Origin of the sequence: Streptomyces sp. NBC_01237 (assembly GCF_035917275.1) — a bacterium.
Classification (GTDB): Bacteria; Actinomycetota; Actinomycetes; order Streptomycetales; family Streptomycetaceae; genus Streptomyces.
The window spans coordinates 151,766-174,411 of the sequence record NZ_CP108510.1 but is presented as its reverse complement, the minus strand read 5'-3'; the positions used below and the strand labels follow the sequence as shown (position 1 = coordinate 174,411).

Genomic DNA, 22,646 nt, shown 5'->3' with positions numbered 1-22,646 from the left:
CTGCGAACCCGCGCTTCACAGGGCGGACGCCGGCGGGTCCCAGCCGGCGCGGGCCCGCGTGGATGGCTCGGCCGGGCCGGCCGCCGCCCACCCCTCCGGGGGGTCAGTCCCAGGGGTTGGCCGGCTGATTGTCGATCGCGGTCCAGAACCGGGTTCCGGTCGGCAGAGTGCCGTTCGCCCAGAAGGACCAGCCCTCGCCGTCGTGGAACTCGGCGGTGCGCCAGCCCGCGCCGAAGTTGTTCGCACAGATCTGGTCCGCTGCCGCCCGGCTGGTCAACAGCGTTCCGGCGAGCGGGGAAGTGGCCTTGACCTGACCACGGGCCCAGCTGTGGAAGCCGCCCGCCGGGATTCCGGCGGGGGCGGGGCGGCCGTCCTGGTTCAGGCAGAGCAGCGGCAGCGCGGTGAGCGGGGTGGTGTCGCCGTAGTACGCGTTGGTAGCGGCGTCACTGCCCACGTGCACGACGTTGTCCGTGCGCTGTTCGAGGTTGGCCCAGGTCATTCCGAGGTGACCGCCGGTCAGCTCCTTGAAGGCGGCCTTGTTGATGTTCCACTGCTGGTACGTGCCGTTGTTGCAACCGAACAGGTAGATCATCCAGCCGCCGCTCTTCGGCTTGTTGTCCAGACACTGGCCGCTGGACACACTGGTCAGGCGCATTCCGACCAGGTCGTAGAGCGGGGAGGCGACTTGGTTGGCGGTGATCCGCCACATCTGGAGGGTGCTGCCGTCGCAGGCTTTGATCGTCACGCCCCCGCCCCCCTGGTCGGCTGCCAGGCAGGCACCGGCGAAGGAGTTGCTGTTGATCGTGTGTACCCCGGGGAAGCCGGCGACCGGGGTGAACTGCCATCTGACGGAACCGTGGTTCTCGTCGCAGATGACCATGTCGGGTCTGTCGGTGACGTTCTCCTTGGGGCAGCGCGCGGACTGCTGGTTGAACACCACGGTCGAGGGTGGCGGGGTGGCGGAGGCGCCTCCCGGGCTGAGCAGCATCGCGGCCAGCGCGAGGACGGCGGCGAGGACGAGTCGTTTGACGGACGAGGGCAACGTTCCTCCAGAAGGAAGGGCAACACGGATGTCCGAATGTCCGGTGCGGGCCGTTCGGATCCGCCGCACCGGGGCCGTGGCCAGTCTGCTGGCCCATGATCGGACTCCGGTATCCCAGATTTCTGGGTACCTCGTCTCAGCAGGGCGGGAGATGCGCGGTTCTGGTTCTGTCGGCCATCAGCAGGGCCACCAGGTCCCGGCGGCTGCGGACCCCGGTACGGTCGAAAATGGACTTGAGGTGGTCCTGCACGGTCAGCGGACTCAACGACAACTGCTCGGCGATCAGCCGGGTGCTGTGGCCGCGCAACGCTCCGAGAGCCACGTCCTGTTCGCGAGGGGTCAGCCCGTACGCCATGAGTTCGACCGGCAGCCGCTGGGCCGGCGAGGAGGGCATCGCGACGATGGCCACCTGACCCGGGGCCGCGCCGCGCAGGACTGAAGCCTGAAGGGTCAGCCACTGGCCCTGCCGGGTACGGATGCTGGTTCGGCAGTCGGGTTTCCGCCGTGCTTCGGCCGACTCGCGGGCGTACTCCGCCAGGGCGGCCAGCCCACTGGGGATGCCGTGGATCAGAAGCTCGTCCCGGCTCTGTTCGGCCAGCAGGACCTCGGCACGTTCGTCGGCCGAGACCAGGGACCCGTCCGCGCCGACGATCACCACGGCGCCGACGGGTGAGGCGGCTTCGCCATCGGTCGGACCGGCCTCCGAAGGAGCTTCGAGTGAGAGCTGGGAGTGCCGCAGGGCGGCGCTGATGTGGGGCCCGGCCCGTTCCATCAGCCGGATGTCGTCGGTGGTGAACGGCCCGTGCCGGCGCCCCCGCATGAACGCGGCGCAGCCCCACCGGCCGCCATGGCTGTCGAAGGTGACCCGGAGCTCGTCGACGTAGCTCCGGGGTTCGAGCATCTGCCGGTAGCGGACGCTGAGTTCCGGTAACTCCTCGGTGGCCCGTAGGAGACTCTGCACGGACCGGCCGGACGCGCGGATGGCGTCGAAGGTGGTGCTGTCCGCGCTGGAGAACTCCAGTTGGGCGGCCTCCTGGAAGTCGGCCGGATCGAGACCGTACGGCAGCGTCGATGTGGGGAATCCGCTGACCGGGTCGCTCCCGTGGAAGCATCCGGCCTCGAACCCGAGCTCGTCGTGCAGCAGTCCGGCCAGACTCCGGAACAGCTCGGACGCGGCCGGGCGAGCCGCACAGAGATCGGAGATCTCACCGAGGATCACGCGCTGCCGGTCCTGTGCAGTGGCCATGACATGAGGATACGGACCGGGCGGGCACGCCCCTCCGCACCTCGTCCCGACGGGGTGAATCCCGGTCCGGACGAGGTACGGAGCTGCTCCCGGTCAGGTGGCGCGCAGAGATCAGGCGGCCCTTGTGGCCTGCCACGATGGGCGATTGCGGGGCGCCTGCCCGCGCAGGCGGCCTCTCGGCCCTCCCGCGTTGATGCATCGCCGATGTGGCCGAAAGCCCCAGCGCTCCAGGAGCCTCCCGCCGTCGGCGGCCACCGCGTTCGCTCTCGGCGGGCACCGTCTGTCGGCGGGGCGAACCGGAGCCGGAGCGGTACCCCGACTCCGGATGCCGGCCCGTCCCCCGGACCTGTTGCTCTCAGCCGCTCAGCCGCTCAGCCGCTCAGCCGCTCAGCTGCTCAGCCGCTCCGTGGCCGACGCTCCGTGGCCGACGTTCCGTGGCGGACGTTCCGTCGGACTCCAGCCGCTGTGTGATCCGGTCGAACAAGTCCGTCAGTGGTTCACCGATGTCCTGGCCGAACTCCGTCAGCCCGTAGGTGACCTGGGGCGGGGTCGTCGGCTCGACCTCCCGCCAGACCAGTCCGTCCCGGACCAGCGCGCGCAGCGTCTGAGCGAGCATCTTCTCGCTGATGCCCTGGATGCTGTCGCGCAGCTCGAAGAACCGAAGGTCGTTGCTCCGCAAGGAGATCAGCACCCAGATACCCCACCTGCTGGTCACGTGGTCGACCATGTCGCGCGCAGGGCAGTCCGTGTGAAACACGTCATACCGGTTGCCCGCCTCGCCCTGCGTCAGCTGCGCGCCTTCCTTCATGTTCGGAGCTTACCTCTGGGTATGTTCTTACGAAAAGTAAGCCCCGCTCCTAGCGTCGGTTGCCGCAGTGCACAACGGATCAGGAGCTGAACATGATTGTGGTTACTGGGGCTACCGGGAATGTGGGCCGGCCTTTGACGCAGGCCCTGGCCGAGGCGGGCGAGCAGGTGACGGCGGTGTCACGGCACGCGGCCGCGGTGCCGGACGGAGTCCGGCATGTGACGGCCGACCTGGCCGAACCGACGAGCCTCGCCCCCGTGCTGGACGGGGCGAAGGCGCTGTTCCTCCTGCTGTCCGGCGACCTGCACGCCCCCGGAGCCAGGCCGACCGACATCATCGACCTGGCCGCGGCCGGCGGGGTCAGCCGGATCGTCCTGCTGTCTTCGCAGGGCGTGGCGACCAGGCCGCTCGGCCCGACGCGGATCGCGATGCGCGCGGTGGAGGACGCGTTGAGGGAGTCCGGCCCGGACTGGGCCGTCCTGCGACCGGGCGGCTTCGCCTCCAACGCCCTGGCCTGGGCGGAGTCCGTCCGCACGCAAGGGACGGTCGCCGCACCCTTCGGTGACGTCGGGGTTCCGGTCGTCGACCCGGTGGACATCGCCGAGGTCGCGGCGGCCTGCCTGCTCGACGAGCGGCACACCGGGGGAGTCTTCGAGCTGACCGGGCCCGAGGTGATCACGCCGCGTCAGCAGGCGGAGGCCATCGCCGCCGCGCTCGGCTCGCCGGTGCGGTTCCACGAACTCACCCGCGAGGAGGCCAAGGCCGCGATGACCCGGTTCGTGCCGCCGGAGCTCGCCGACGACACCCTGGACATCATCGCCGCCCCGAACCCGGCCGAACTGGGGATCAGCCCGGACGTGGAACGAGTGCTCGGCCGTGCCCCGAGCTCCTTCAGCGACTGGGTCACCCGGAGCATGGCCGCTTTTCGCTGAGACACGACTCGGCTGAAGCGCCTGGGCGGCCCCGTGCGGCTATGGCCGCACGGGGCCGCCCCGTAGCGCTGCTGTTGCCCACTACCGGCCGGAGGGCCGGAGCTCAGGAGCCGCAGCGACCTCACCGGTCCGACTGCGGCTCACCGCTCACAACCTCTATACAGGACAGGACAGGACAGGACAGGACAGGACACGTACCGCGAGAACATGGACGACGTCGTCCTCGGCGAAGGCGAAGGCCGTACCCGGCATGCCCTCGCCGGAAGAACCACCGAAGGAGCCGCACCCGATGGACATCAGCGACACCACCGCCCTTCCGCGGTGGCCCGTCCCTTCCACCCCGCCCGTCCACGATCCGGCCCTCTTCGCGCAGGCGGTGCGGGACATGCGACTGACCTGGCGCGCCCGCGGCGTCCTCGCCGAACTCGCCACCGGCTACCCCCCGGGGCAGGAACCCACGATCAACGAGCTGGCCTCCCTCACCCGCAGTCGGCGCGGGGCCGCCGAGGGCCGCGAGGCGTTCCGCAAGGCGGTCGGCGAGCTGCGCGCGGTCGGCTACCTCACCCCCGCCGCCACGGCCTCGGGCGTCGGAGCGCGGCTGGTCGTGGACCTCACCCCGGCCCTCGGCGCACATCTGATCCGTCGTGACGACCACCTCGCGCTCATGGACGGGAGCTGACCGACGGGGGAGAGCGCGGACCTGACCCGCCGTCCGGAACAGGCCAGGGGCCCCGTTTGGGCCTGCCGAATTGTGGAGGTGGTGGGGTCGGTACGAATCTGGAGGCCAAGCCCGTGGGCGGAACCGGTGGCCCGGTGCGGCCGCGCCCAGCGGTCGGGCCGAGGGGGACCACGGTCGAGCAGCGGGAGAAGCCCGAGGCCGTCGTCGTCCAGGACGGCGGCCCGGACCCACCGGAGTGGCCGAGGGCCGGGTCGTGCGGAGGGGGACGTCCGGAGCGTGCTCCGACGGACGGCCCTGTCCCGGAGAAGTCACCGGCAGCATCCTTCATATCCCTCGCCCCCGGAGGAGCGTGATCAGCGTGGCCCGGAACCGCCGTCTGATCCTGAGCACGCCGTCCGAGGTCTGGGACCTGCTGTCCGACGGCCACCGATACGGGGAGTGGGTGACGGGCACTCGGCGGGTCCTCGCCGCGGACGCGCACTGGCCGCAAGCGGGCGCCCGTCTGAAGGTCCGGGTCGGGGCCGGTCCCCTGACCATCGACGACACCTGCGTCGTCCGCATCTGCGAACCGCGACACCGCCTTGAGCTGGAAGCGAAGGCAGATCCGTTCGGCGCGGCCCGCATCGCCATGAACTTGACCCCCTGGGGCGAGAACACCCTGTTCACACTCGACTGGCACCCCCTCCGGGGCCCCGGCACCCGGATGCACGGACTCCCCGTGGACTACCTCATGGCGATCCGCAACGGAATGATGCTGACGAAGCTGGCCCGGATCGCGCTGCGCGAGCACAGCGGAGACGCCTGAGGCACCTTGCGGAGCGGCTGAGGGAATCGGGGGCCTCAGGGCTGCCGGAAATGGGCTCGGCCGCGGGTTCACCGGGCCCCGGGCGCCCTTCGACGGCCATGCGCGACCCCCGGGCCGCTCGTTTCCCGGCAGGCCGTCACCTGCCTGTCCGTGCCCTCGGTAAATGCCCTCTGACCTGGTGTTCTTCGCCCACCCGCCTAGGCTGGGAGTTCCGCAGGGCACCCATCGGAGGGGGACTTCATGAGGGACGCCGCGAACCCGTACGCCGCCGCCCATATTCAGGTGTGGGAGGGCCGGGAAGCCATCCGGAAACGCCCGGGGATGTACGTGGGATCGACCAGTGAGCGCGGGCTGCACCACCAGGTGTTCGAGGTCTCCGACTGGGCGGTGAACGAGGTCCTCGCCGGTCACGCCGGCCGCGTCGACGTCGCGCTGGAATCCGACGGCTGCGTGCGGGTCGCCATCGACGGGCCGGGGATTCCGGTCGAGGCCGCCGGGCACACCGGCGAACCCAGCCTCGAAGAGCTGCTGACCCGGATGTACACCGGGCCGCGGCGCGGTGGCCGCCGATCTGTGGAGGTGGGCCTCTTCGGCATGGGGCCCTTCGTCGCCAACGCCCTGTCGAGCCGTCTGACAGGAGAGGTCCGGCGCGAGGGGGTGCGATGGGTACAGCGCTTCGACCGCGGTGCTGCGGTCGGCCCGCCCTCGTCCGAGGGACCCACGACGGGAACCGGAACCGTCATCGCGTTCCGGCCCGACGCCGACGTCTTCGGTACGGCGGTGTGCTCGTTCGACACGCTGGCAGAGCACTTCAGAACACTGGCCTTCCTCAACCGCGGCCTCGACATCTCACTGACCGACCGGCGCCCTGCGGGCGGGCCACGGTCGGAACGGTTCCTCTTCCCGGGCGGTGCCAAGGACTTCGTCGCCTTCATCGCGGCGCGGGCCGGGACGTCCGAGGGGACGGGCGTCCTCGGTTTCGCGTACGAGGATCCGCGGATCGCCGGGTCCGTCGAGGTCGCGCTGATGTGGAGCCACACCTTCACGGGCGGCATCCAGAGCTTCGCGAACTGCGTGCCCACCCCCGGCGGGGGGCCGCATGTGGTGGGCTTCCGGGAGGGAGTGGCGGCAGCGGTCAACGCCTTCGTACAAGAGCGGCAACCGCTGACGAGGATCGACGCCGGTCCCGGACCCGACCGGTTCGACGACGGCCTCACCGCGGTCGTCTCGGTGAAACTCGACCGCCCCGAGTTCGAGGGCTCCACACGCGGCACCTTGGCCCACGCCGAGGTGCGCGAATCCGTCGCGCTGGCCGTTCGGGACCATCTGAGCACGTGGTTGGCAGCGGACCCCCGGCGGGCATCGGCCGTGGTCAGCCGGATCGCGACCGATGGGCGAGCGGCCGGGGCCTGAGCCCCGGTGGTGGCTCGGTCCGGCGGAACCGGGGTACGGAGAGCACCGGCGAGAGGCCGGCCACCGCGGAGGCGCAATCGCCTCCCAGGACGCCGGGCTGTCCGCGGCCCGCCCCGATCGGCCGGGGCGGTGTGGCGCGATGCGGTGAACCCGGCTCGGACGCACAGCGGCACGGCTCAGCCGGGACCGCTTCCTGACCGAACCGGGCCTGCCGGGAGCGAGGGCGCCAACGGTGGTACCCCGTTTGCGGCCACGGCTCCTCCTGCCCGGGGCCGGCGACCGGGCGTGGTCACGGCACCAGCATGAAGCTGCGCGACGTTGAGCGCAGGGCTCCTCCCGCCTCGCCACCACCGAGCCCGAGCTGGGGAACCTGCCAAGACCCGCTGATACCCGCCCTCCCACGCCGAGGCGGAATCTCCTACTCGCCGGCGCGGGCCACGAGCAGCGGCTGGAAGAAGCCGGTCTCCTGCGGCATTCGCCACTGGGGGTCGGCGAACCCGGCCTCGGCCACGAGGCCGGCCAGCCGGTCCTGGCCGAGTGCCCAGTAGGTGGTCCGGCGGACCTGGACACGCCACTCTTCTTCTGCCGGGAGGAGTTGGAAGTGCTCCAGGTCGTAGTGCTCGCCGTCGCCGTGCCAGTTCCAGAGCTGGAAGGTGACGGTTCGTTCTTCGTCGTCGGTGGTCCGGTGGACTTGTGGAGGCGTCGAAGCCGGGCGGTCGCGCAGCAGGTCGTCGTAGTGGCGTGTGCTGACCAGCAGCAGGCCGGCGGGACGCAGCACGCGGCGCATCTCGGCCAGGGCGGCGCGTACGTCCTGCTCAGTCAGCAGATGAGGCAGCGAGTTGTCGGCGCAGACGACGGTGTCGAACCGGCTGTCAGGAAACGGGAGGCGTCGCATGTCGGCAGCGGCCGTGGGCAGGTTCAGGCTCCGACGGGCGGCCTCACGGGCGGCGCGGGCGGCGGCGCGGGGGCTGAGGTCGGTCCCGGTGACGCGGTGTCCGCGCAGTGCCAGGCCGATGGCCTGCGTACCGATGCCGCAGGAACAGTCGAGGACCGCCGCGCGATCCTGTCCGATCAGGGCGTCCAGGGCGCCCCCCTGCCGACGGATGCTCGCGTCCCAGTCTGTATAGATCAGGTGGTAGTCGTCGGCCAGTTCGTCGTAGAAGTGCGCCACCGATGTCTCGGGCATGGCCCGAGATTACCGCGCCTGCTTCTTTGGAGGTGCCGCTCGTCCGCTCGACCGGCGCGAACGTTCTCACTGACGGCAGCACCGTCATTTCCCGTGAACATCCGCGAGCGCGTTGATCGCCAACTGTTGTTCACACTCATCGACACACGCCGCTGCTGAAGGCGAACGAAGCCGGCCCGGCGACAGGAAGGGCACCGATCGACCGTATGTGACAAGTGACGTGCCTCTCCGGTGACGACCGGGCTGCTTCGACCCGAGTCCTTCAGATGCTGGGTACCCCGCCCCATCGAGGCGGTCATCGCCCACGACGCGGATCAGCCCGTGACGGAGCGCGCGACGCGGAACCCCACGTCGTCGACCTGGAAGCTCGGATGACTGCGGCGCCGCGCGGAGGCCCTGCAGCTCCAGTGCTCGTCGAACCAGCCGCCGCCGCGCAGCACCCGGTAGCTGCCGTAGACCTCCGCGTCATAGATGTCCCAGCACCAGTTCCAGACGTTGCCGAGCATGTCGTGAAGGCCCCACGGGTTGGGCCGCTTGCCGCCCACGTCGTGGATGCGCTCCTGCGAGTTGCCCCGGTACCAGGCGATCTCGTCGAGCGGGCCGTAATGCGGGCCGGTCGTACCGGCACGGCAGGCATGCTCCCACTCGGCTTCGGTCGGCAGCCGGTACCCGTCGGCGGATGCGTCCCACTCGACACCTTCGCCGTCGGCATGCAGGTGGTAGACGGGTACGAACCCCTCGCGTCGGGACAGCGCGTTGCAGAACCGGAGGGCGGCCCACCAGGAGACACCCTCGACGGGCAGCCTGTCGCCATCGGCGGTGCTCGGCCGTTGACCGGTGATCTCCGCGTACAGCGCCTGTGTGGTCGGGAACGTGGCGAGCCGGTAGGGCGCGAGTTCGACCGGCCAACTGCGCTGCGTCCGTCGGTCCGACAGCGTGATCCGCCCCGGAGGGATCGCGATCATCTCGATTCCCGCGCGTGCGTCCATGAGTACGTGATCTTACGGGCACCTGTCCCGAACGCCGGCGGCCGACCTCTCTCCGCCGCTCACAGCGAGGGATCGAGCACGTCCCCCCATGGACGGCTCTGCTGGGGCCCGGCTCTGGTGACATGACGTCACCTGATGGAGTCGGCAGAAGCGTCGTACTCGTCTGCCGTGACCCGCAGCGCACCCTTGCCGCCACCGACAACGTCACAGGGCGCCATGGCCGAGGGACCCTCGGAGTTCGAAATCTCGTTGCCGCTGATGGCGACCGGGGCCGATCCTCCGCGTATGGACTTTCCACAGCAGGTGATAGAGCTGGGCGACATGACACTGCGCCGTTTCGACCGCGAAGCGGACCTTCCGGAGTTGTTCGGGGTCATCAAGGAGTCGCTGGAGCACCTGGGCCCATGGGTACCGTGGGTTGCCGAACACAGCCTGGCCAAGACCGCCGACTTCCTGACCCGCCGCCACGAGGCCTGGGACGAAGGCCGGGATTTCACCTACGCGATCGTGCTGGACAGGGCCATCGTCGGCGCCTGCCAGCTGTTCCGACGTGACGACAGCCCGGTCGACAGCCGCGAGATCGGCTACTGGCTGCACCCGGCCGCCACGGGCCGCGGCGTGGCCACCCGGGCCGCGCGCGCCCTGGTCGACCAGGCCTTCCGCCTCCCCGGCGTCGACTACGTCGAGGTCGTCCACGACCCGGCCAACCGCGCCAGCGCAGCCGTCCCCGCCCGACTCGGCTTCACCGAACACCCTCGCCGCCTCGCCGAGGGCCTCGACCCGGCGGAACCCGGCAAGGATCAGGTCTGGCGGCTGACCCGCCATCAGGCGAACGTGGTCTCCCCAGAAGCCTGTTGACGGAGACAGGCGGGAGCTCCGGAGCCGAGACCGCCGACGTCGGCCGTTCGCATGCCCGCGAGGTACACAGCGTTCCCCCGGAGGGGAAACGGTCGGGGCGGCAGCCGATCTGTCCGGCACAGGCCCCGTCTGGGATGCTGAGGGCCGGGATCGACAGGGGGCAGAGGGTGTATACGGAACCTATGGCGCGAGCCGTTGTGGAACCAGCAGTACTCAAGCTGGCACGGCAGTACCCCCGTGGCGGGTCGTTCTCCACGACGGTCACATACGGCGGGGACGACTTCACCATGTGCGCCCACATACGGGCGCAGTGGGCGGCACCCGGGCAGGTGAAGATCGCAGTGGCCTGTTGGGTCGTCAACATGGACACCGCGCGCTATCTCGGCGACAACCCGCCTGCCAGGGAGGAGATGCGCCTGCCGCCGGAAGGCACGGCGGAGTGGGACGAGGAACTGACCGGCCGGGTGATCGGCCACCTCGCAGCTCGTATGAACGCTCCTGCCGCCGCCCTGCCGACCACCGACGGACACCTCACCATCACCGTGCCTCTCGTCCTGACGTAGTCACGGGCCGCCTCGCGATTGACCTTGGCCATGCCGGGCGGCATGAGAAGGCCGTGCGAGTTGTCTGGGGGGTGAAGATCAAAGAGGTCCGCGCGGTCATGTCGCATCAGGCCCGTCCGCACAACGGCCTGCTGTCTCACCCACCAGTCAACTCCCCGGGCCAACGCGCCTCATGATGACGGGCGAGATCTCCGAGCCGATGAGAGTCACGGATCCTCATGGCCGGGGCGTGTAAAGCCGCAGCTCAGGAACTATGGTCCCCGCACGCGCGGGGGTGGACCCGGGGCCTCAAGGACGGCAAGGTCGGCGTCCTGATGGTCCCCGCACGCGCGGGGGTGGACCCGGCCTCGCCTACGTGTACGGCGCCAAGGGCAAACGGTCCCCGCACTGCGGGAACGGTCTCCGGATCACGTCGCGCTGGACGTCACACACAGCGTGGCTCCCGCTCTGAGGGGTTGCCCCTCTTCGCCTTCGGGCGGAGGGGGCCCGTTCGTGCGTCCGGGGGGGGCAGGCATCCTCTGGGGGGCACGGAGTGCCGTACGGCCTTCTCCAGCGCTGCCTCGGCCTTGTGCCGGTCCTGCCCGGTGGTCTGAGCGTGGTCGGCGATGGCTTGCTGTGCGGCGGTTGCCGCCGTTGCCACGGTGAGGCGGCCGTCCTGCTGCTCGGCCCAGGCGGTGCGCTCCAACTCGCCTAAGGGTTAGCCTAGTTAGCTGTGTGTCACGGGCTTGGATCTTACGGTGCGTCCCCAGCCGACGACTCGATCGCGTCCAGCGCGGCGTGCCAAGGGAAAGACCGCGGGTCGCCCTGCTTCGGTGGGTGTGGCTCGTACCCGGAAGGACCGTCGAGGAAGGTCACGCCCTGTGCCCGGAGGTCCGCGATGCTGCGGGCCACGGCAGGCTGAGCGCCCTGCGCGCGGTTGAAGTACGGCATCGCTGTCACTGGCACGCCCATGTGTACGCCCTCCGAGGGCAGCCCCAACGCAAGCGTGTCGGAGATGCCGTTGCCCCACTTGTTGAGGCTGGTGCAGGACAGCGGGGCGACGAGCATGGCGTCCGCCTTCGGTAGTGAGTCCATCTCGCCGGGCAGCTTGTACTGCGAGCGGATCCGATGCCCGGTCAGCTCCTCCAACTCGCCGATGCGCGGGTCCCACCAGCGGGCGGCGGACGGGGTCAGGACGAGACAGGTGTCCCAGCCACGAGCCTGTGCTTGGCGGATGCCTTCGTCGACGTACTGGGTGGGTCCGGCCGCGCAGGCGATGAGGTACAGGACGTGGGTCATGCGTGGAGTCCACATTGCACCGCCAGCGCACGCAAGTCTCCCGGTGGAACGGGCATCGCTCCGACTACTTCCTTCACCAGAGAAACGGTGCTGGGCCTGCCCTTGAACTCCTCCGGGGCCAATCGCGACGCCTCCACGAGGGACGCTGCCGCCGCTTCCTTCTTCCGTGTCAGGAGCTGAGCGCGTGCCACCGTGATGAGGTGCTGGGCCCGGCGCTCGGGCGCGAGGCTGCGGACCGCAGTGTCGTCCATGTCCTCGGCGGCGTCCAGGGCTGACCAGCCGTCCTCGAAACGGGTCAGGACGTCGATCCGGTGCAGCCCGACGTTCGTGGGTCCGAAGTTCGTCCAGTCCTGATTCAGGTCTGCGCCCTGTTGGTCGGCGACTTCGGCGGCCTGGTCAAGGTGGTCGCCGGCGGTTTCCACGCGGGCCGGTGTGCGGTCCAGGGCGGACGCGGCCACGGCGGCCGCGAGGTACAGCATTCCGAGAGTGGACAGGCCCAGCGGCCCAGCCGCTGCAAGGCCGCAACGAAGGCGGCGCGCGGCGCCGACGGCGAAGTCAACAGCTGCTGTGGGACGGTCCTGGTGTGCAAGGGATTTGGCGACCCGACGGGACGCGGCGCCGATGGCGACCGCGTCGCCGGACCGGTCGGCGGCGGCCAAGGCGCGGTCAGCGACGACCGCCGCCTGTACGGCCGTCGCCTGCCCGTACTTGTGCAGGAAGGACGCCGCGAGCTGGAGGACGCGCGAGTGCAGGACATGCGCTTCCCATGACTCGGCTCCGGCCTGTGCCGCAGCGCGCCCGGACCCGACGATCAGGGCAGGAAGGTCCCGCCCGAGCGCCCCGAAGTGGCACGCCTGAAACGCTTCGCAGCAGTACGTCAGCCGCCGCCTGAGTTCGGCTGGCGACGGCGGGGCCTTGTCACCGGAGTCCGCCTGGTACAGCACGTCGATGACTGCCAGCGTCTCACTGGGGGGTGTCGATGCTGAGGGCGCTGCTGAGGGGCCGTCGGTCAAGAAGTGCTCCAGGGGGACGCGCAGGACGTCGGCCGCTCTGATGAGCACCGAGATGCGCGGGTCCTGCTGGCGTTGGCCGCCTTCCAGGTCCTGTACCCACCTGCGGGTCTGCCCCATGAGCCGACCGAAGTCGGCCTGGGTGAAGCCGCGCCGCTCACGCCAATAGGCGATGCGGCGGCCGATGCGTCCAGTGTCCACGGACCGCCTCCGAACAGGGCACGCACTTTGCGTGCCCTCCCTTGTTGTACCGCGCCCTACCGTGCAGGGACAGCAGATCGCCAACCGACGGGGACCGCGATGACCGTGAAGTATCTACCGCCAGTCAGCGCACTGTCGGAACAGCAGCAGCGTGGTTGGCATTGCGTGTGGTGCCGTGCACCGCTCGGCACCGAATTGGGCGTTGACCTCGGTGAGCAGCGCGTCACCCCCGCCACCGGTGCCGCGTACGCGTGGTTCCCCCGTGAGTGTGTGGATGCCCTGGCGTGCTCGAGGCGGAGGGCGGCCCGGTGATGGCACCGCCGCGGCAGCGGATCGCGTACCAGCCCCCGGAGCGCGCGTATCTGGCGTACCTCGGGCACACCCTGGCGTGCGACGCCTGCCGTACGGGGGCACAGTGCGCGACCGCCGCGCGGCTCGGCCGCGCCTGGCGGGAAGCACGCCGATGAACACGCCCATCGGGTACGGGTACTGCTGGGCCGAGAACCCCGGCACGTACGCCCGGTGCACCCAGCCCCCCGGCCACACCGGCCCCCACTACGACTGGCGCGCTCCCGGCGACCGCAGGGAATGGCCGAACAACCAGACCACCACCCCGCACCGCATCCGGAGGGACGACGAGTGAAGTGCCACCACAGCGGAGGTGTCCACGACTTCGCGATCGAGACCGACGGCATGGCCCGGTGCCCCGAACACGGGGTCACGCTCCTGTGGCACGGCGAACCGATCACGGACGCCGAGCTGAAGACCGCGGCAGCTGCGGAGTCCCGGATGGACGAGGCGCTCGCTCTGGCCGAGGAAGCACGCGCCGATACCCACAGCGCCCCATTGCCGGGCAGCCGCCGATCAGCCGTATCTGTCCGACGGCCACACCGCCTGCCGACGTACCGGCTGTGGGTGTTGACGTGTCCTTGGACGAACGTCGGAGCTACGGGGCGGGGTGAGGCCAGCGATGACGGCATGGGGTGCGCGCCCGCCCGACCCCGCCCGGCCAGCAGGCGCGAGGCCGCCCGTAGCCGCTTGGTCCACCGGTCGGACCGCCGTGTCAGCATCGTGCACCGGGCCTCCACCCGTACCGCCTCATCGTTCACGTCGACCGACACAGCACCGCGATATCCGCGATCGACGGGAACAGCCCGCTGATACCGCTCTCGCAGTTCGTGCGGGACCTTGGAGAAGAGTTGCAGGAGGGCCGCATGCCAACAGGTGCTGAGAGTGAGGAAGAGGCTGTGTGGTGGGTCAGATGCGCCGATGGTCTCATCGGTTCGCTTTCGTCACCGTCCGGCGACCAGCCATGGACGATCGCCCGATTCCATCCCGGGGAGGCTTGGGAACGCGTCCGCAGCTTGTTCGAGGCCCAGGCAGAGGCCAGGAGGTGGGGATTTCCCGAGGACAAGGTCAACGCCGTCGCGGCAGTCAACGGAATGTCCATCGAGCTGCAACCGGTGGGTGCAGGGGAAGTGATCAGGCCTGTCCTGATCTATATCGATGGAGAAGAGGCCATGTTCCGCGACTGATCCTTGCGAACCTGGCGGAAGCGTCGGGAGATGGACAGGGCTGTGGTGCTCGGAACGACGTGTCTCCTGGCAGTCGGGTCCTGAACAAGACGACCCTGTCCACCAGGAGCTTCGTATGCGTGTCCATTCATCTCGACCAGCCGCCGTTCTGTCCTCCTGATTCCCGCCGTCCGTGTGGCGACCGAACTCCGTTACCTCCACCGGGGTGTTGCCCGCATCCGGAGTCTGCCCGGTCCGAAGGACGCTCCCAGGACGGGGCGGACCCGTTGTTGGCCGGGCAGGTGGTTCAGGCTCCAGCGGGCGGTGATGGTGGCGAGGGCGAGGGTGGCCTCGGTCATCGCGAAGGTGTCGCCGATGCACTTGCGGGCGCCGGTGGCGAAGGGGAGGAAGGCGTTGCGGGGAGGCTGGGGGCGCTCGGGGTCCCAGCGGTCGGGGTCGAAGGTTTCGGGATCGGTGTGGAGATCGGGGCGGTGGTGGATGAGGTAGGGGCTGTAGGCGACGTTGGTGCCGGCGGGGAGCGCGTACCCGCCGAGGTGGGTGTCATGGGTGACCGCGCGGGTGAGGAACCAGGCCGAGGGGTACAGGCGCAGGGTCTCGGTGATGATGCGTTCGGTCAGTTCCAGGCGGGGCAGATCGGCTGGGGAGGCCGGGTTTCCGCGCAGGACGGTGTCGACTTCGGTGTGCAGCCGCTGTTCGATCCCGGGGTGGCGGGCCAGTAGGTCCAGTGCCCAGGCCAGGGTGCCGGCCGTCGTCTCCGTACCGGCCAGGAAGACGGTGAGGATCGTGTCGCTGATTTCCGCGTCCGTCATCCCGCGGCCACCGTCTTCGAGGTCGCGGGCCGCGACCAGGGCCGAGAGCAGGTCGCCGTGGTCGGTGCGATCGGCGCGCCGTTCGGCGATGATCAGGTCACAGGTGTGGCGTAGGCGCGTGTGGGCGCGCAGATAGGCACGGTTGTCCGGAGTGGGGAGCCGGTCCAGCGGCGGGGCGAGAAGCATGCGCCGGAAGAGCCCGCCCGCGATGGTCTTGACGTCGGCGATGAGCTGTCCGAGCTCGGCCGCGGGCAGGGAGTTGGAGAACAGGGTGGCGGCCGTGGTCCGCGAGCTGATCGACATCATCTCGGTGGGCACGGCCAGGATCTGGCCCGGCAGCCAGGAACCGGTCACCTTCTCGGTGCAGGCGGTCATGGTCCGTGCGTAGCCCGGAAGCCGGTCGGGATGGAAGGCGGGCTGGGCCAGTCGGCGCAACCTGCGGTGGGCATGGTGCGGACAGCTGCTGAGGCCGTCGCCCAGGACGTCACGGAAGCGGTCGAACACCGGGCCGCCCTTGTCGAAGATCCGGTCTTCCACCAGGGCCTGACGGGTCAGCTCCGGGTCACAGATCACGACCAGTGGCACCGGGCCCATGTGGACGCGGACCAGTGGTCCGTGGGCGGGCAGCGACCTCAAGAGGGCCAGTGGGTCCCGTACCAACGGCACCAGGTGGCCAATCAGAGGCCACGCGCGGGGGGCCGGGGGGATCAGCCGCAGGTCTCTCACCCGTGGTCCCGATGCTCTCCGGGTCCCGGCCCCAGGTGTGGTCCCGCTCATCGCGCCTCCTCCGTACGACAGTTGGCGTCCTTCTCGGTCACGGTCGGCGAGGTCGGACGGGGGTGCGGTCCTGGTCCTGGTCCTGCGGTGTCAGGGCGGAGACGATTCCGTCGACGAGCCGGGCGCACGGGCCGATTCCGCTCAGCTCCATGCTGCTTGTCAGCGTGCCGATGAATGCGCGGCGGATGGGGATTCCCTGCCGGGGAGGCAGGGAGTAGCTGTCCCAGACCGCGTGGTAGGTGTCGATCGACAGGACGGTGTCGGCGTTGCCGGGCGGGTTGGGGGCGATTCCGGGGCCGGCGATGGTGTGCTCCCAGATGCGGGCCGTCAGGTCGGCGAGTCGGGTGACGACGTCGTGAGCGGCCGTGGTGTCGGTGGCGGCGGGGGTGGCGACGGCGGCGGTGTCGGTGGTGAGGGCGGCGGCGGTCAGGAACAGCTCACGCCACAGGGGCGCCAGTTGCGGCAGTTCGTCGGGGGTGGTCGTGACACAGGCGCTGATGGCCCTGTGCGCTGCGGTGGCACAGGCTCCGGTGGTCGCGGTGCCGGTGCCGGCGGTGACGACGCGTCGTGCGGCCCGGTCGGCGAGTTGATCGACCCAGCGCGTTTCGGGTGTGTCGTCCTCGTACCACAGCGGTTCCCATCCGAGGCCGTGGAGCATCTCTCCGTCAGCCAGCCTGGTCCGTGCGATCGATCCGAGCCGGGGCCCTCCCGCGCTCAGGGAGAACGCCCGCTGACAGTCGCCTCCGGTGGTGGACAGCGCGTGCAGCTGGGCGCGTACGTCGTAGCGGGGGGTCACGACGTACCAGGCGAGCGCGCCCATGGCCGTCTCGGCCACCTCCTCGTGCCCGCCTTCACCACAGTCGCAGGCCAGGACGTCATCGACGACGCGGGCGCACGCGGTGGCATAGCCGGTGAGTGCCCGGAGTCCTCCCGCGGCGACGGCCAGCAGCGCCTCGTTGCAGGTCTCCCCGTGGGCGTAGTCGGTGAGGATGCCGATGATCTCGTTGTAGCGGTAGGAGTTGTCGATCGCCCGGCGGATCCGGTGGCAGCGGAATGAGGCGTCGAAGGTTCCGGCACCGTCGTCGTCGAGCGTCCGGTAGGGCGGTGAGCCGAAACCCAGACGGAAATAGGGCAGCATGGCCGCGTCCCACCACCGGGCCCACATGTACTCCTGGGGGGTCGGCGCACCGCCCGCGTCGGCCAGGTACCGGTGCGGGTCGGGGAGCGGGACGGAATCACCTCGCAGGGCGTCCTTGGCGAGCATGACCCCACATGTCAGGGCGGTCTCCCGGAGTGCGAGGTCGGCGGCGCGGCCCGCCACGGCAACGGCTCCCTCCGCGGCGGCCTTGACGTGCAAGTCCCGGCCGCCCGCCCCGGAGTCGTCGGAGGCACCGGCGTAGTCGATGGCGCTGGCGAGGATGAACACGGCGCCGAACAGGTCCAGGAACTCACCGGTTCCGCGCGGCAGCCAGAACGTGTTGATGCTGCCCCAATAGTCACGAACCGCTATCAACGCGGCCTGGGTGGCGTCCGTGGCGTGCCGCGCGAGGTACTCGGAGATGATCGGCCCGGCCTCACCGCCCTTGGCGGGAATGGCAGCGGCGAGCGCGGTCAGCCTGTCTCCCACGGGGTTGCCGGGGCCGGCCAGGATCTGCCGGACGGCTTCCGTGGCGGCCAGGACCGCCATCGGACCGCTCTCCTGAACGCTCTTGGTGACCTCCTCGCTGAACAGCGCGTCCATGAACTCCGCGCAGAGACGGTCGCCGTCCGGCGAGCCGGGGATCCGCGACGACTCGTACGGCCGGTAATCGGTGGCGGTCACGACCTGTGCCCCGTCCAGGACGGGGTGCCCGGGAGGCCCCATGGCAAGCCGCGCCAGCCTCTGCCGGCACGGCTGGTCGGCGAGGCCGTCGGCCAGCCGCGCGAGGCTGTCGGGCACCGGACCGCGCCGCTGCCGGACCACGAGCGGGTCAGGGAACCGATCCGACCGCACCCGCGCCGCTTCTTCTCTGCCACGCATGGTCACCTTCCAGGAGTGTCGTGGCTCCAGCTGCCACCCGATGAGGGATTCCGATCGTGGTCAGTGGTCGTAGGAGATGAGAGAGCGTGCAATGACCGCTCGTCGGCTGGAGGGAACCGCCTGCACCCGGCCGGGCCGGCCAGGTGAAGTCGGCCCGGCAGGGTCGGCGCTAGGCGAAGTCGGCGGCGGGCTCGATCCGCCCGAGGAGGTCCCGCCATTCCGGGGCCGACAGGACAGAAGCGGCTCGGCGCAGGTCGACGGGGCGGCCTGTGCCGAGGGACGCGGCGATCTCAAGGAGGGCGAGGAGGGGGTCCAGGGCGCCGGGCTCCAGGCCGTCGTCCTTGAGTACCTCCGGTGTGCGGAGCAGTTCCACGATCTGGTCCCAGTCCATCGACGCCGGGTGCCCGGCCGGCTCAAGGATTCCGGCCAGGGCGGGGTCGCGGCTGAACCGGCACAGCCAGTACCCGTCCTGGCAGTGGCCGAGAAGGATGATGGCCCGCCGCATCTGGTAGTTCCCGACACCGGCCAGCAACTGCCGGGCGATCCGGACGCCTTCGGGCAGAGGCCGGCGACGGGAGGGCGGCTCTTCGACGACGGCGTCGACTTCGATGGTCATGCGGCCACTGTGCTGCCCGCACGGGTCCCGCACGCCGCTCACGCCGATTTCTCACTCGAAGAGGCGGTCCCGGCACGAGCGACGAGGAACGGAATCCGTCACAGGTTACGAAGGGTCAGGCGGGCCCGGCGTACGCGATGGCCAGCACGGTGAGCGTGCGGGTGTCGTGGCCGAGGAGGACGACCGCGGTGACGTGGCCCTGGGCGACGGTACGGATGATGCCGTCGTCCTGACCGTACGGCTCGGAACGCCCGAGCGGGTCCTCCTGCGCGTCGACCAGGATGAGTGCGAGGTCCCGGCGGGCAAGCTCGGGGAGCTGTTTGTACGTGTCGAAGACGTCCGCGGGAAAGTGGAGCCGGTAGGTCACGCCGCGCCCTTGCCGTGATCCTGCGGGCCGGTGCGGTTGCCGCGGCGGCGGGCGGGGGCGGTCCGGTCATGGCGGGGGCCGGCATCGCGCAGGATGTCCGCGGTCATGTCCCGCGCCTCGACCCCCTCGGGCAGAACGCCACGGACCTTCATGCTCACCCGGACCGCCTCGATCATCGGCCGCGCCCTTTCCAGGTCCTCGGCCGCGGACGCCCATCCGTCAAGGACGGCGGGAAGACTGTCGATCGGGGTCAGGTTGACATCCTGGAGGAGCTGCTGGCGTGACGCCGAGTGGGGGAGCGCGACATGCAGCCGGTCCACCGTCCAGTCCTCGTGCCCCATGTGATGTCCCTTCACGTGCGACGTGCTGTCAGGTGGCCCAGGGTATCCGTCCGGGGTCCGGCGCTCGGGCGCAACCCGGAAGGCCGCGTTCGCCCGGAGGCGGCGGCGTGGTGCCGCTCACCGCCGTTGCCGTCGGAGGCTCCGGTCATGGGCGAGGGCTGTCGGCGGTGTTCCGGCGGGACCGGCGTCGGCCGCGTCTGGCGAGCACCATCCTGATCGGGATCAGCGCCAGCCAGGTCCAGATGGCCGCGGTGGTCGAGACATAGGCGATCGGCACCGTTGCCGCGAAGACCAGGGCCGTGGTGCTCAGGTCGGTGACGAGGTCGAAGCCGTAGGGGCCGGAGGGGCCGGAGGCGGGACCGTGGAGGTGGGGACGATACCCGGAGGCGATCAGAGCGGCCAGTTGCAACAGGTTGATGATGACCATGGTGGTCGCGTACAGAGCGACCGCCAGAGGTTGCGAGGCGTACTCGGACAACATGGTGGTGGGGAAGGGGACCAGCGCGATTACTCCGAGGCCGGCGAGCGTGAACCGCATGCACAGCCCGTCCGTCCGGCGCGTCAGTTGCAGGATCCGGCGGTGGTCGCGCCAGATACCGGCGAGGATGCCGAAACTCAGGGCGTAGGCGCCGATCTTGGGCAGCAGATCGTGCGCCATGCGGCGGAAATCCGCCGCGTCCAGTCCGGCGGTGACATGAATGTCGAGGACCAGCAGCGTCATGGAGATGGCGAAGATTCCGTCGGACAGGGCGGTCAACCGGTCCAGACTCTTTTCGTCCGACTTGTCAGCTCTACCAGGTACAGCGTGAACAGTCATTGCCGCAGGCTTCTTCATCGCAGCCGCCGCGGGCAAGCCGAACCGCGTGGGGCGGGAGATCCTTGGTCATGTTCACGAGTTCGGCCCTGGCTCACCTTCAGGGGCTGATGGCCGGTGACGGTCGCTCCGCCGTGAAGCGGGAAGTCAGCGGCGCCCCCGCCGGGTTCCTGCGCCCGGGGACAGTACGACCTCCTCCGCGCGGCCGGTGCCGGCTCGGTGCACCGCCGGGACAGCCCGCTCCCGCTTGACCCGCCGGCAGCCGGACACAGTGGTCGCGCCCGCGCACTAGCTTGGTCTAGACCAAGAAGGGTACGCTTCCGTCGCCACTCATGGCGGCCCGTCGCCATGGAGTTGCTGCTTGACATGCGCATGCCTGTCTGCTTCGAGCGGGCGGGCACGGACCCCCACGGAGGAGTTGTCATGAAGAGCAAGAAGATGCTGGCCGTCGCCATCGGCGCGGGGATCGCCCCGCTCCTGGCCGTGAGCCTGCCTGCCGGCAGCGCGAGCGCGCACGGCTACATATCCTCGCCTCCCAGCCGGCAGGCCCAGTGCGCCTCCGGTGTGGTCTCCTGCGGTTCCATCAAGTACGAGCCGCAGAGTGTCGAGGGCCCCAAGGGGCTGACCAGTTGCAGCGGAGGGAACGCCGCCTTCGCCGAGCTCAACAACGACGGCAAGGGCTGGAAGGTCACTCCGGTCAGCCGGACGACCAGCTTCAACTGGCGGCTGACAGCACGGCACGCCACCAGCACCTGGCAGTACTACGCGGGTGGCCGGAAGATCGCGGAGTTCAACGACGGTGGCGCCCGGCCCGGTGAGACCGTCACCCACCAGGTGAACTTCGGCAGCCTGACCGGCAAGCAGAAGGTGCTGGCCGTGTGGAACATCGCCGACACGGCCAACGCCTTCTATGCCTGTGTGGACGTGAACGTGAGCTGACACGGTGCCGCGCCATCCGGCCCTGCCGAACCGCGACTTGGCGGGGCCCGGACGGCGCCCGGTGCGAACGGTGCGCCGCCCGCTCCGGGCATCGGGTGGCTCGTATCCGTGCGCAGGTGATCGCGCCCGTTCTCTCCTGACCGCAGCCGCGGGGAGGCGACGGGCGCGATCGCTCGGTCGGCCGGGCCCGGCGGTGTCCGGGGCACGGGAGCACGCCGCTCGCGGCCGGTGCCCTCCCGAACACCCACAAGCTCCCGCTCGGAAGGACGGATACGAGGACGTCGCCCTCCCCACCCTCCACGGGATCCCGCGACAGACACCCCGCCCAGCAGCTCGACCCATCGCTCGCCCCTACGAGATGAGGCCCCATGAACCGGCACAAAGCCACCGTCCGCGTGGTCGTCGTGACCCTGCTCGCCACCGGCCTGGCCGCCGCCCCGGCAGCCGCGACCTCCGCCGCCACCGGGGGGAAGGCCCGCGTCGGCGCCGACTGGGCGGCGCAGTCGATCGTCTTCACCGCCGCCGCGGGACAGGCCAACGACCTCCACGTGATCCCCATGGATCTGGGCGCAGGGGTCCGGCGGATCGGCTTCCGCGACGCGGTCCCGCTCGAACCCGGCGACCACTGCGCGTACCTCGCACCCGGGGACGACACCTACGTCGTCTGTGAACTGCCCACCGGCAAGGCCCGGCCGGACCGGATCGACGTCTTCCTCGGAGACGGCGACGACAGGATCGCCACCAGCGACCCCGGGGTCGCCACCGTCCACGGCGGCCCCGGCGACGACGAACTGCACGCCCACACTGCGCACACGGTGCGGGGCGACGCGGGGAACGACATGGTCATGGGGCGCGTGATCCTGGACGGCGGCGACGGCATGGACCACTTGATGGGCGACGACAGCGACCAGCGGCTGTGGGGCGGCCGGGGCGACGACATGATCGAGGCCTACGGCGGTGCGGACATCTTGTACGGCGGCCGGGACGACGACCACCTCATGGGCGGGGAGGGCAACGACATCGTCCTCGGCGGCCCCGGCGACGACACACTGCACGGCGAGGGCGGCAACGACCTGGTCGGCGGCGGCCCGGGGAAGGACACCGTCGACGGCGGACCGGGCCGGAACATCGTCCTCCCGTAGGTGCCGCGGGACCGGCGGGCCCGGCATGATGCCGAAGCGCAGGAAATCCTCAGCACCCCGCTGACCGGCCTCCGAGGTGTCCTTGACCAAGGGTTCTCCCGTGATTCTCCTGTGGGCCACGTCCGCGCGGATACGGTCTTCGAAGGGGCCACCGGTTCCGTGTGGTGGTCGCACACGGCCGGCGCGTCCGCGATGATTCCAGCGGCGCACCGGCCTGCGACGGTCCTGCCGGCACGCCGTGGGAATCGGAGCGACACGGTGCGGAACCGCACGTAT

Annotated in this window: 24 protein-coding genes; 11 read left to right on the top strand and 13 right to left on the bottom strand. The window is 70.3% G+C overall.

Annotated elements, in window-relative coordinates:
- Positions 1-103: 103 nt before the first annotated feature.
- The 3 genes from OG251_RS44020 to OG251_RS44010 all read right to left on the bottom strand — a co-directional run bounded on the left by OG251_RS44020 (position 104) and on the right by OG251_RS44010 (position 3,096).
- Positions 104-1,042 (bottom strand): RICIN domain-containing protein, encoded by a 939-nt coding sequence (locus OG251_RS44020; protein ID WP_326682922.1) that lies wholly within the window; start codon positions 1,040-1,042, stop codon positions 104-106.
- A 136-nt stretch (positions 1,043-1,178) separates the two neighbouring features.
- Positions 1,179-2,288 carry a helix-turn-helix transcriptional regulator gene (locus OG251_RS44015; protein ID WP_326682921.1) on the bottom strand — a complete coding sequence of 370 codons (1,110 nt, stop codon included), beginning with the start codon at positions 2,286-2,288 and terminating at the stop codon, positions 1,179-1,181.
- A gap of 379 nt (positions 2,289-2,667) precedes the next feature.
- Positions 2,668-3,096, bottom strand: coding sequence for a winged helix-turn-helix transcriptional regulator (locus OG251_RS44010; RefSeq protein WP_326682920.1), 429 nt, complete (start codon positions 3,094-3,096; stop codon positions 2,668-2,670).
- A gap of 92 nt (positions 3,097-3,188) precedes the next feature.
- On the opposite strand from OG251_RS44010, the gene OG251_RS44005 reads away from it, so the two are divergent.
- From OG251_RS44005 to OG251_RS43990, 4 genes are all read left to right on the top strand, one after another.
- Positions 3,189-4,028, top strand: a complete 840-nt coding sequence (locus tag OG251_RS44005; protein ID WP_326682919.1) for an SDR family oxidoreductase — start codon at positions 3,189-3,191, stop codon at positions 4,026-4,028.
- 289 nt (positions 4,029-4,317) lie between these two features.
- The gene (locus OG251_RS44000; protein ID WP_326682918.1) at positions 4,318-4,707 is read left to right on the top strand and encodes a hypothetical protein; all 390 of its coding nucleotides are present in this window, start codon (positions 4,318-4,320) and stop codon (positions 4,705-4,707) included.
- A 358-nt stretch (positions 4,708-5,065) separates the two neighbouring features.
- Complete coding sequence (locus OG251_RS43995; protein WP_326682917.1) at positions 5,066-5,512, top strand: SRPBCC family protein; 447 nt, start codon at positions 5,066-5,068, stop codon at positions 5,510-5,512.
- 240 nt (positions 5,513-5,752) lie between these two features.
- On the top strand, positions 5,753-6,925 hold the full coding sequence (locus tag OG251_RS43990; protein WP_326682916.1) for an ATP-binding protein: 1,173 nt from the start codon (positions 5,753-5,755) through the stop codon (positions 6,923-6,925).
- Between the two features lie 418 nt (positions 6,926-7,343).
- Here OG251_RS43990 and OG251_RS43985 read toward each other — a convergent pair whose 3' ends face one another.
- Together OG251_RS43985 and OG251_RS43980 are read right to left on the bottom strand one after the other, a co-directional pair.
- Positions 7,344-8,111, bottom strand: a complete 768-nt coding sequence (locus tag OG251_RS43985) for a class I SAM-dependent methyltransferase (protein WP_326682915.1) — start codon at positions 8,109-8,111, stop codon at positions 7,344-7,346.
- A 314-nt stretch (positions 8,112-8,425) separates the two neighbouring features.
- Entirely contained in the window at positions 8,426-9,100 is a 675-nt protein-coding gene (locus OG251_RS43980; protein WP_326682914.1) for a formylglycine-generating enzyme family protein, read from the bottom strand.
- 285 nt (positions 9,101-9,385) lie between these two features.
- Here OG251_RS43980 and OG251_RS43975 point away from each other — a divergent pair, with 285 nt between their 5' ends.
- Both OG251_RS43975 and OG251_RS43970 read left to right on the top strand, forming a co-directional pair.
- On the top strand, positions 9,386-9,958 hold the full coding sequence (locus tag OG251_RS43975) for a GNAT family N-acetyltransferase (RefSeq protein WP_326682913.1): 573 nt from the start codon (positions 9,386-9,388) through the stop codon (positions 9,956-9,958).
- Positions 9,959-10,140: 182 nt separating this feature from the next.
- The gene (locus OG251_RS43970; protein ID WP_326682912.1) at positions 10,141-10,521 is read left to right on the top strand and encodes a hypothetical protein; all 381 of its coding nucleotides are present in this window, start codon (positions 10,141-10,143) and stop codon (positions 10,519-10,521) included.
- Positions 10,522-11,253: 732 nt separating this feature from the next.
- Here OG251_RS43970 and OG251_RS43965 read toward each other — a convergent pair.
- Both OG251_RS43965 and OG251_RS43960 read right to left on the bottom strand, forming a co-directional pair.
- Positions 11,254-11,799: a flavoprotein gene (locus tag OG251_RS43965; RefSeq protein WP_326682911.1), complete on the bottom strand. Its 546-nt coding sequence runs from the start codon at positions 11,797-11,799 to the stop codon at positions 11,254-11,256.
- Positions 11,796-13,010, bottom strand: a complete 1,215-nt coding sequence (locus OG251_RS43960) for a helix-turn-helix domain-containing protein (RefSeq protein WP_326682910.1) — start codon at positions 13,008-13,010, stop codon at positions 11,796-11,798. Before OG251_RS43960 ends, OG251_RS43965 begins: the two co-directional genes overlap by 4 nt.
- Positions 13,011-13,294: 284 nt before the next feature.
- Between OG251_RS43960 and OG251_RS43955 the strand changes: the two genes are divergently transcribed.
- The 3 genes from OG251_RS43955 (at position 13,295) to OG251_RS43945 (ending at position 14,545) form a co-directional block, all read left to right on the top strand.
- Positions 13,295-13,477, top strand: a complete 183-nt coding sequence (locus tag OG251_RS43955) for a hypothetical protein (RefSeq protein ID WP_326682909.1) — start codon at positions 13,295-13,297, stop codon at positions 13,475-13,477.
- Complete coding sequence (locus OG251_RS43950; RefSeq protein WP_326682908.1) at positions 13,474-13,653, top strand: hypothetical protein; 180 nt, start codon at positions 13,474-13,476, stop codon at positions 13,651-13,653. Before OG251_RS43955 ends, OG251_RS43950 begins: the two co-directional genes overlap by 4 nt.
- Positions 13,654-14,224: 571 nt before the next feature.
- Positions 14,225-14,545, top strand: a complete 321-nt coding sequence (locus OG251_RS43945; protein WP_326682907.1) for a hypothetical protein — start codon at positions 14,225-14,227, stop codon at positions 14,543-14,545.
- A gap of 191 nt (positions 14,546-14,736) precedes the next feature.
- Here the strand turns inward: OG251_RS43945 and OG251_RS43940 are convergent, their stop codons facing one another.
- From OG251_RS43940 to OG251_RS43915, 6 genes are all read right to left on the bottom strand, one after another.
- The gene (locus tag OG251_RS43940; protein WP_326682906.1) at positions 14,737-16,131 is read right to left on the bottom strand and encodes a cytochrome P450; all 1,395 of its coding nucleotides are present in this window, start codon (positions 16,129-16,131) and stop codon (positions 14,737-14,739) included.
- 37 nt (positions 16,132-16,168) lie between these two features.
- A complete protein-coding gene (locus OG251_RS43935) occupies positions 16,169-18,151 on the bottom strand; it encodes a hypothetical protein (protein WP_326682905.1) in 1,983 nt (660 codons plus the stop codon).
- A gap of 169 nt (positions 18,152-18,320) precedes the next feature.
- On the bottom strand, positions 18,321-18,767 hold the full coding sequence (locus tag OG251_RS43930; protein ID WP_326682904.1) for a hypothetical protein: 447 nt from the start codon (positions 18,765-18,767) through the stop codon (positions 18,321-18,323).
- Between the two features lie 115 nt (positions 18,768-18,882).
- Positions 18,883-19,134, bottom strand: a complete 252-nt coding sequence (locus OG251_RS43925) for a hypothetical protein (RefSeq protein ID WP_073720964.1) — start codon at positions 19,132-19,134, stop codon at positions 18,883-18,885.
- On the bottom strand, positions 19,131-19,475 hold the full coding sequence (locus OG251_RS43920) for a hypothetical protein (protein WP_326682903.1): 345 nt from the start codon (positions 19,473-19,475) through the stop codon (positions 19,131-19,133). The genes OG251_RS43925 and OG251_RS43920 overlap by 4 nt, the downstream gene beginning before the upstream one ends.
- Positions 19,476-19,620: 145 nt before the next feature.
- Positions 19,621-20,232 carry a TMEM175 family protein gene (locus OG251_RS43915; protein WP_326682902.1) on the bottom strand — a complete coding sequence of 204 codons (612 nt, stop codon included), beginning with the start codon at positions 20,230-20,232 and terminating at the stop codon, positions 19,621-19,623.
- Between the two features lie 480 nt (positions 20,233-20,712).
- On the opposite strand from OG251_RS43915, the gene OG251_RS43910 reads away from it, so the two are divergent.
- A complete protein-coding gene (locus OG251_RS43910) occupies positions 20,713-21,228 on the top strand; it encodes a lytic polysaccharide monooxygenase auxiliary activity family 9 protein (RefSeq protein ID WP_326682901.1) in 516 nt (171 codons plus the stop codon).
- 368 nt (positions 21,229-21,596) lie between these two features.
- Entirely contained in the window at positions 21,597-22,370 is a 774-nt protein-coding gene (locus tag OG251_RS43905; RefSeq protein WP_326682900.1) for a calcium-binding protein, read from the top strand.
- Positions 22,371-22,646: the final 276 nt, after the last annotated feature.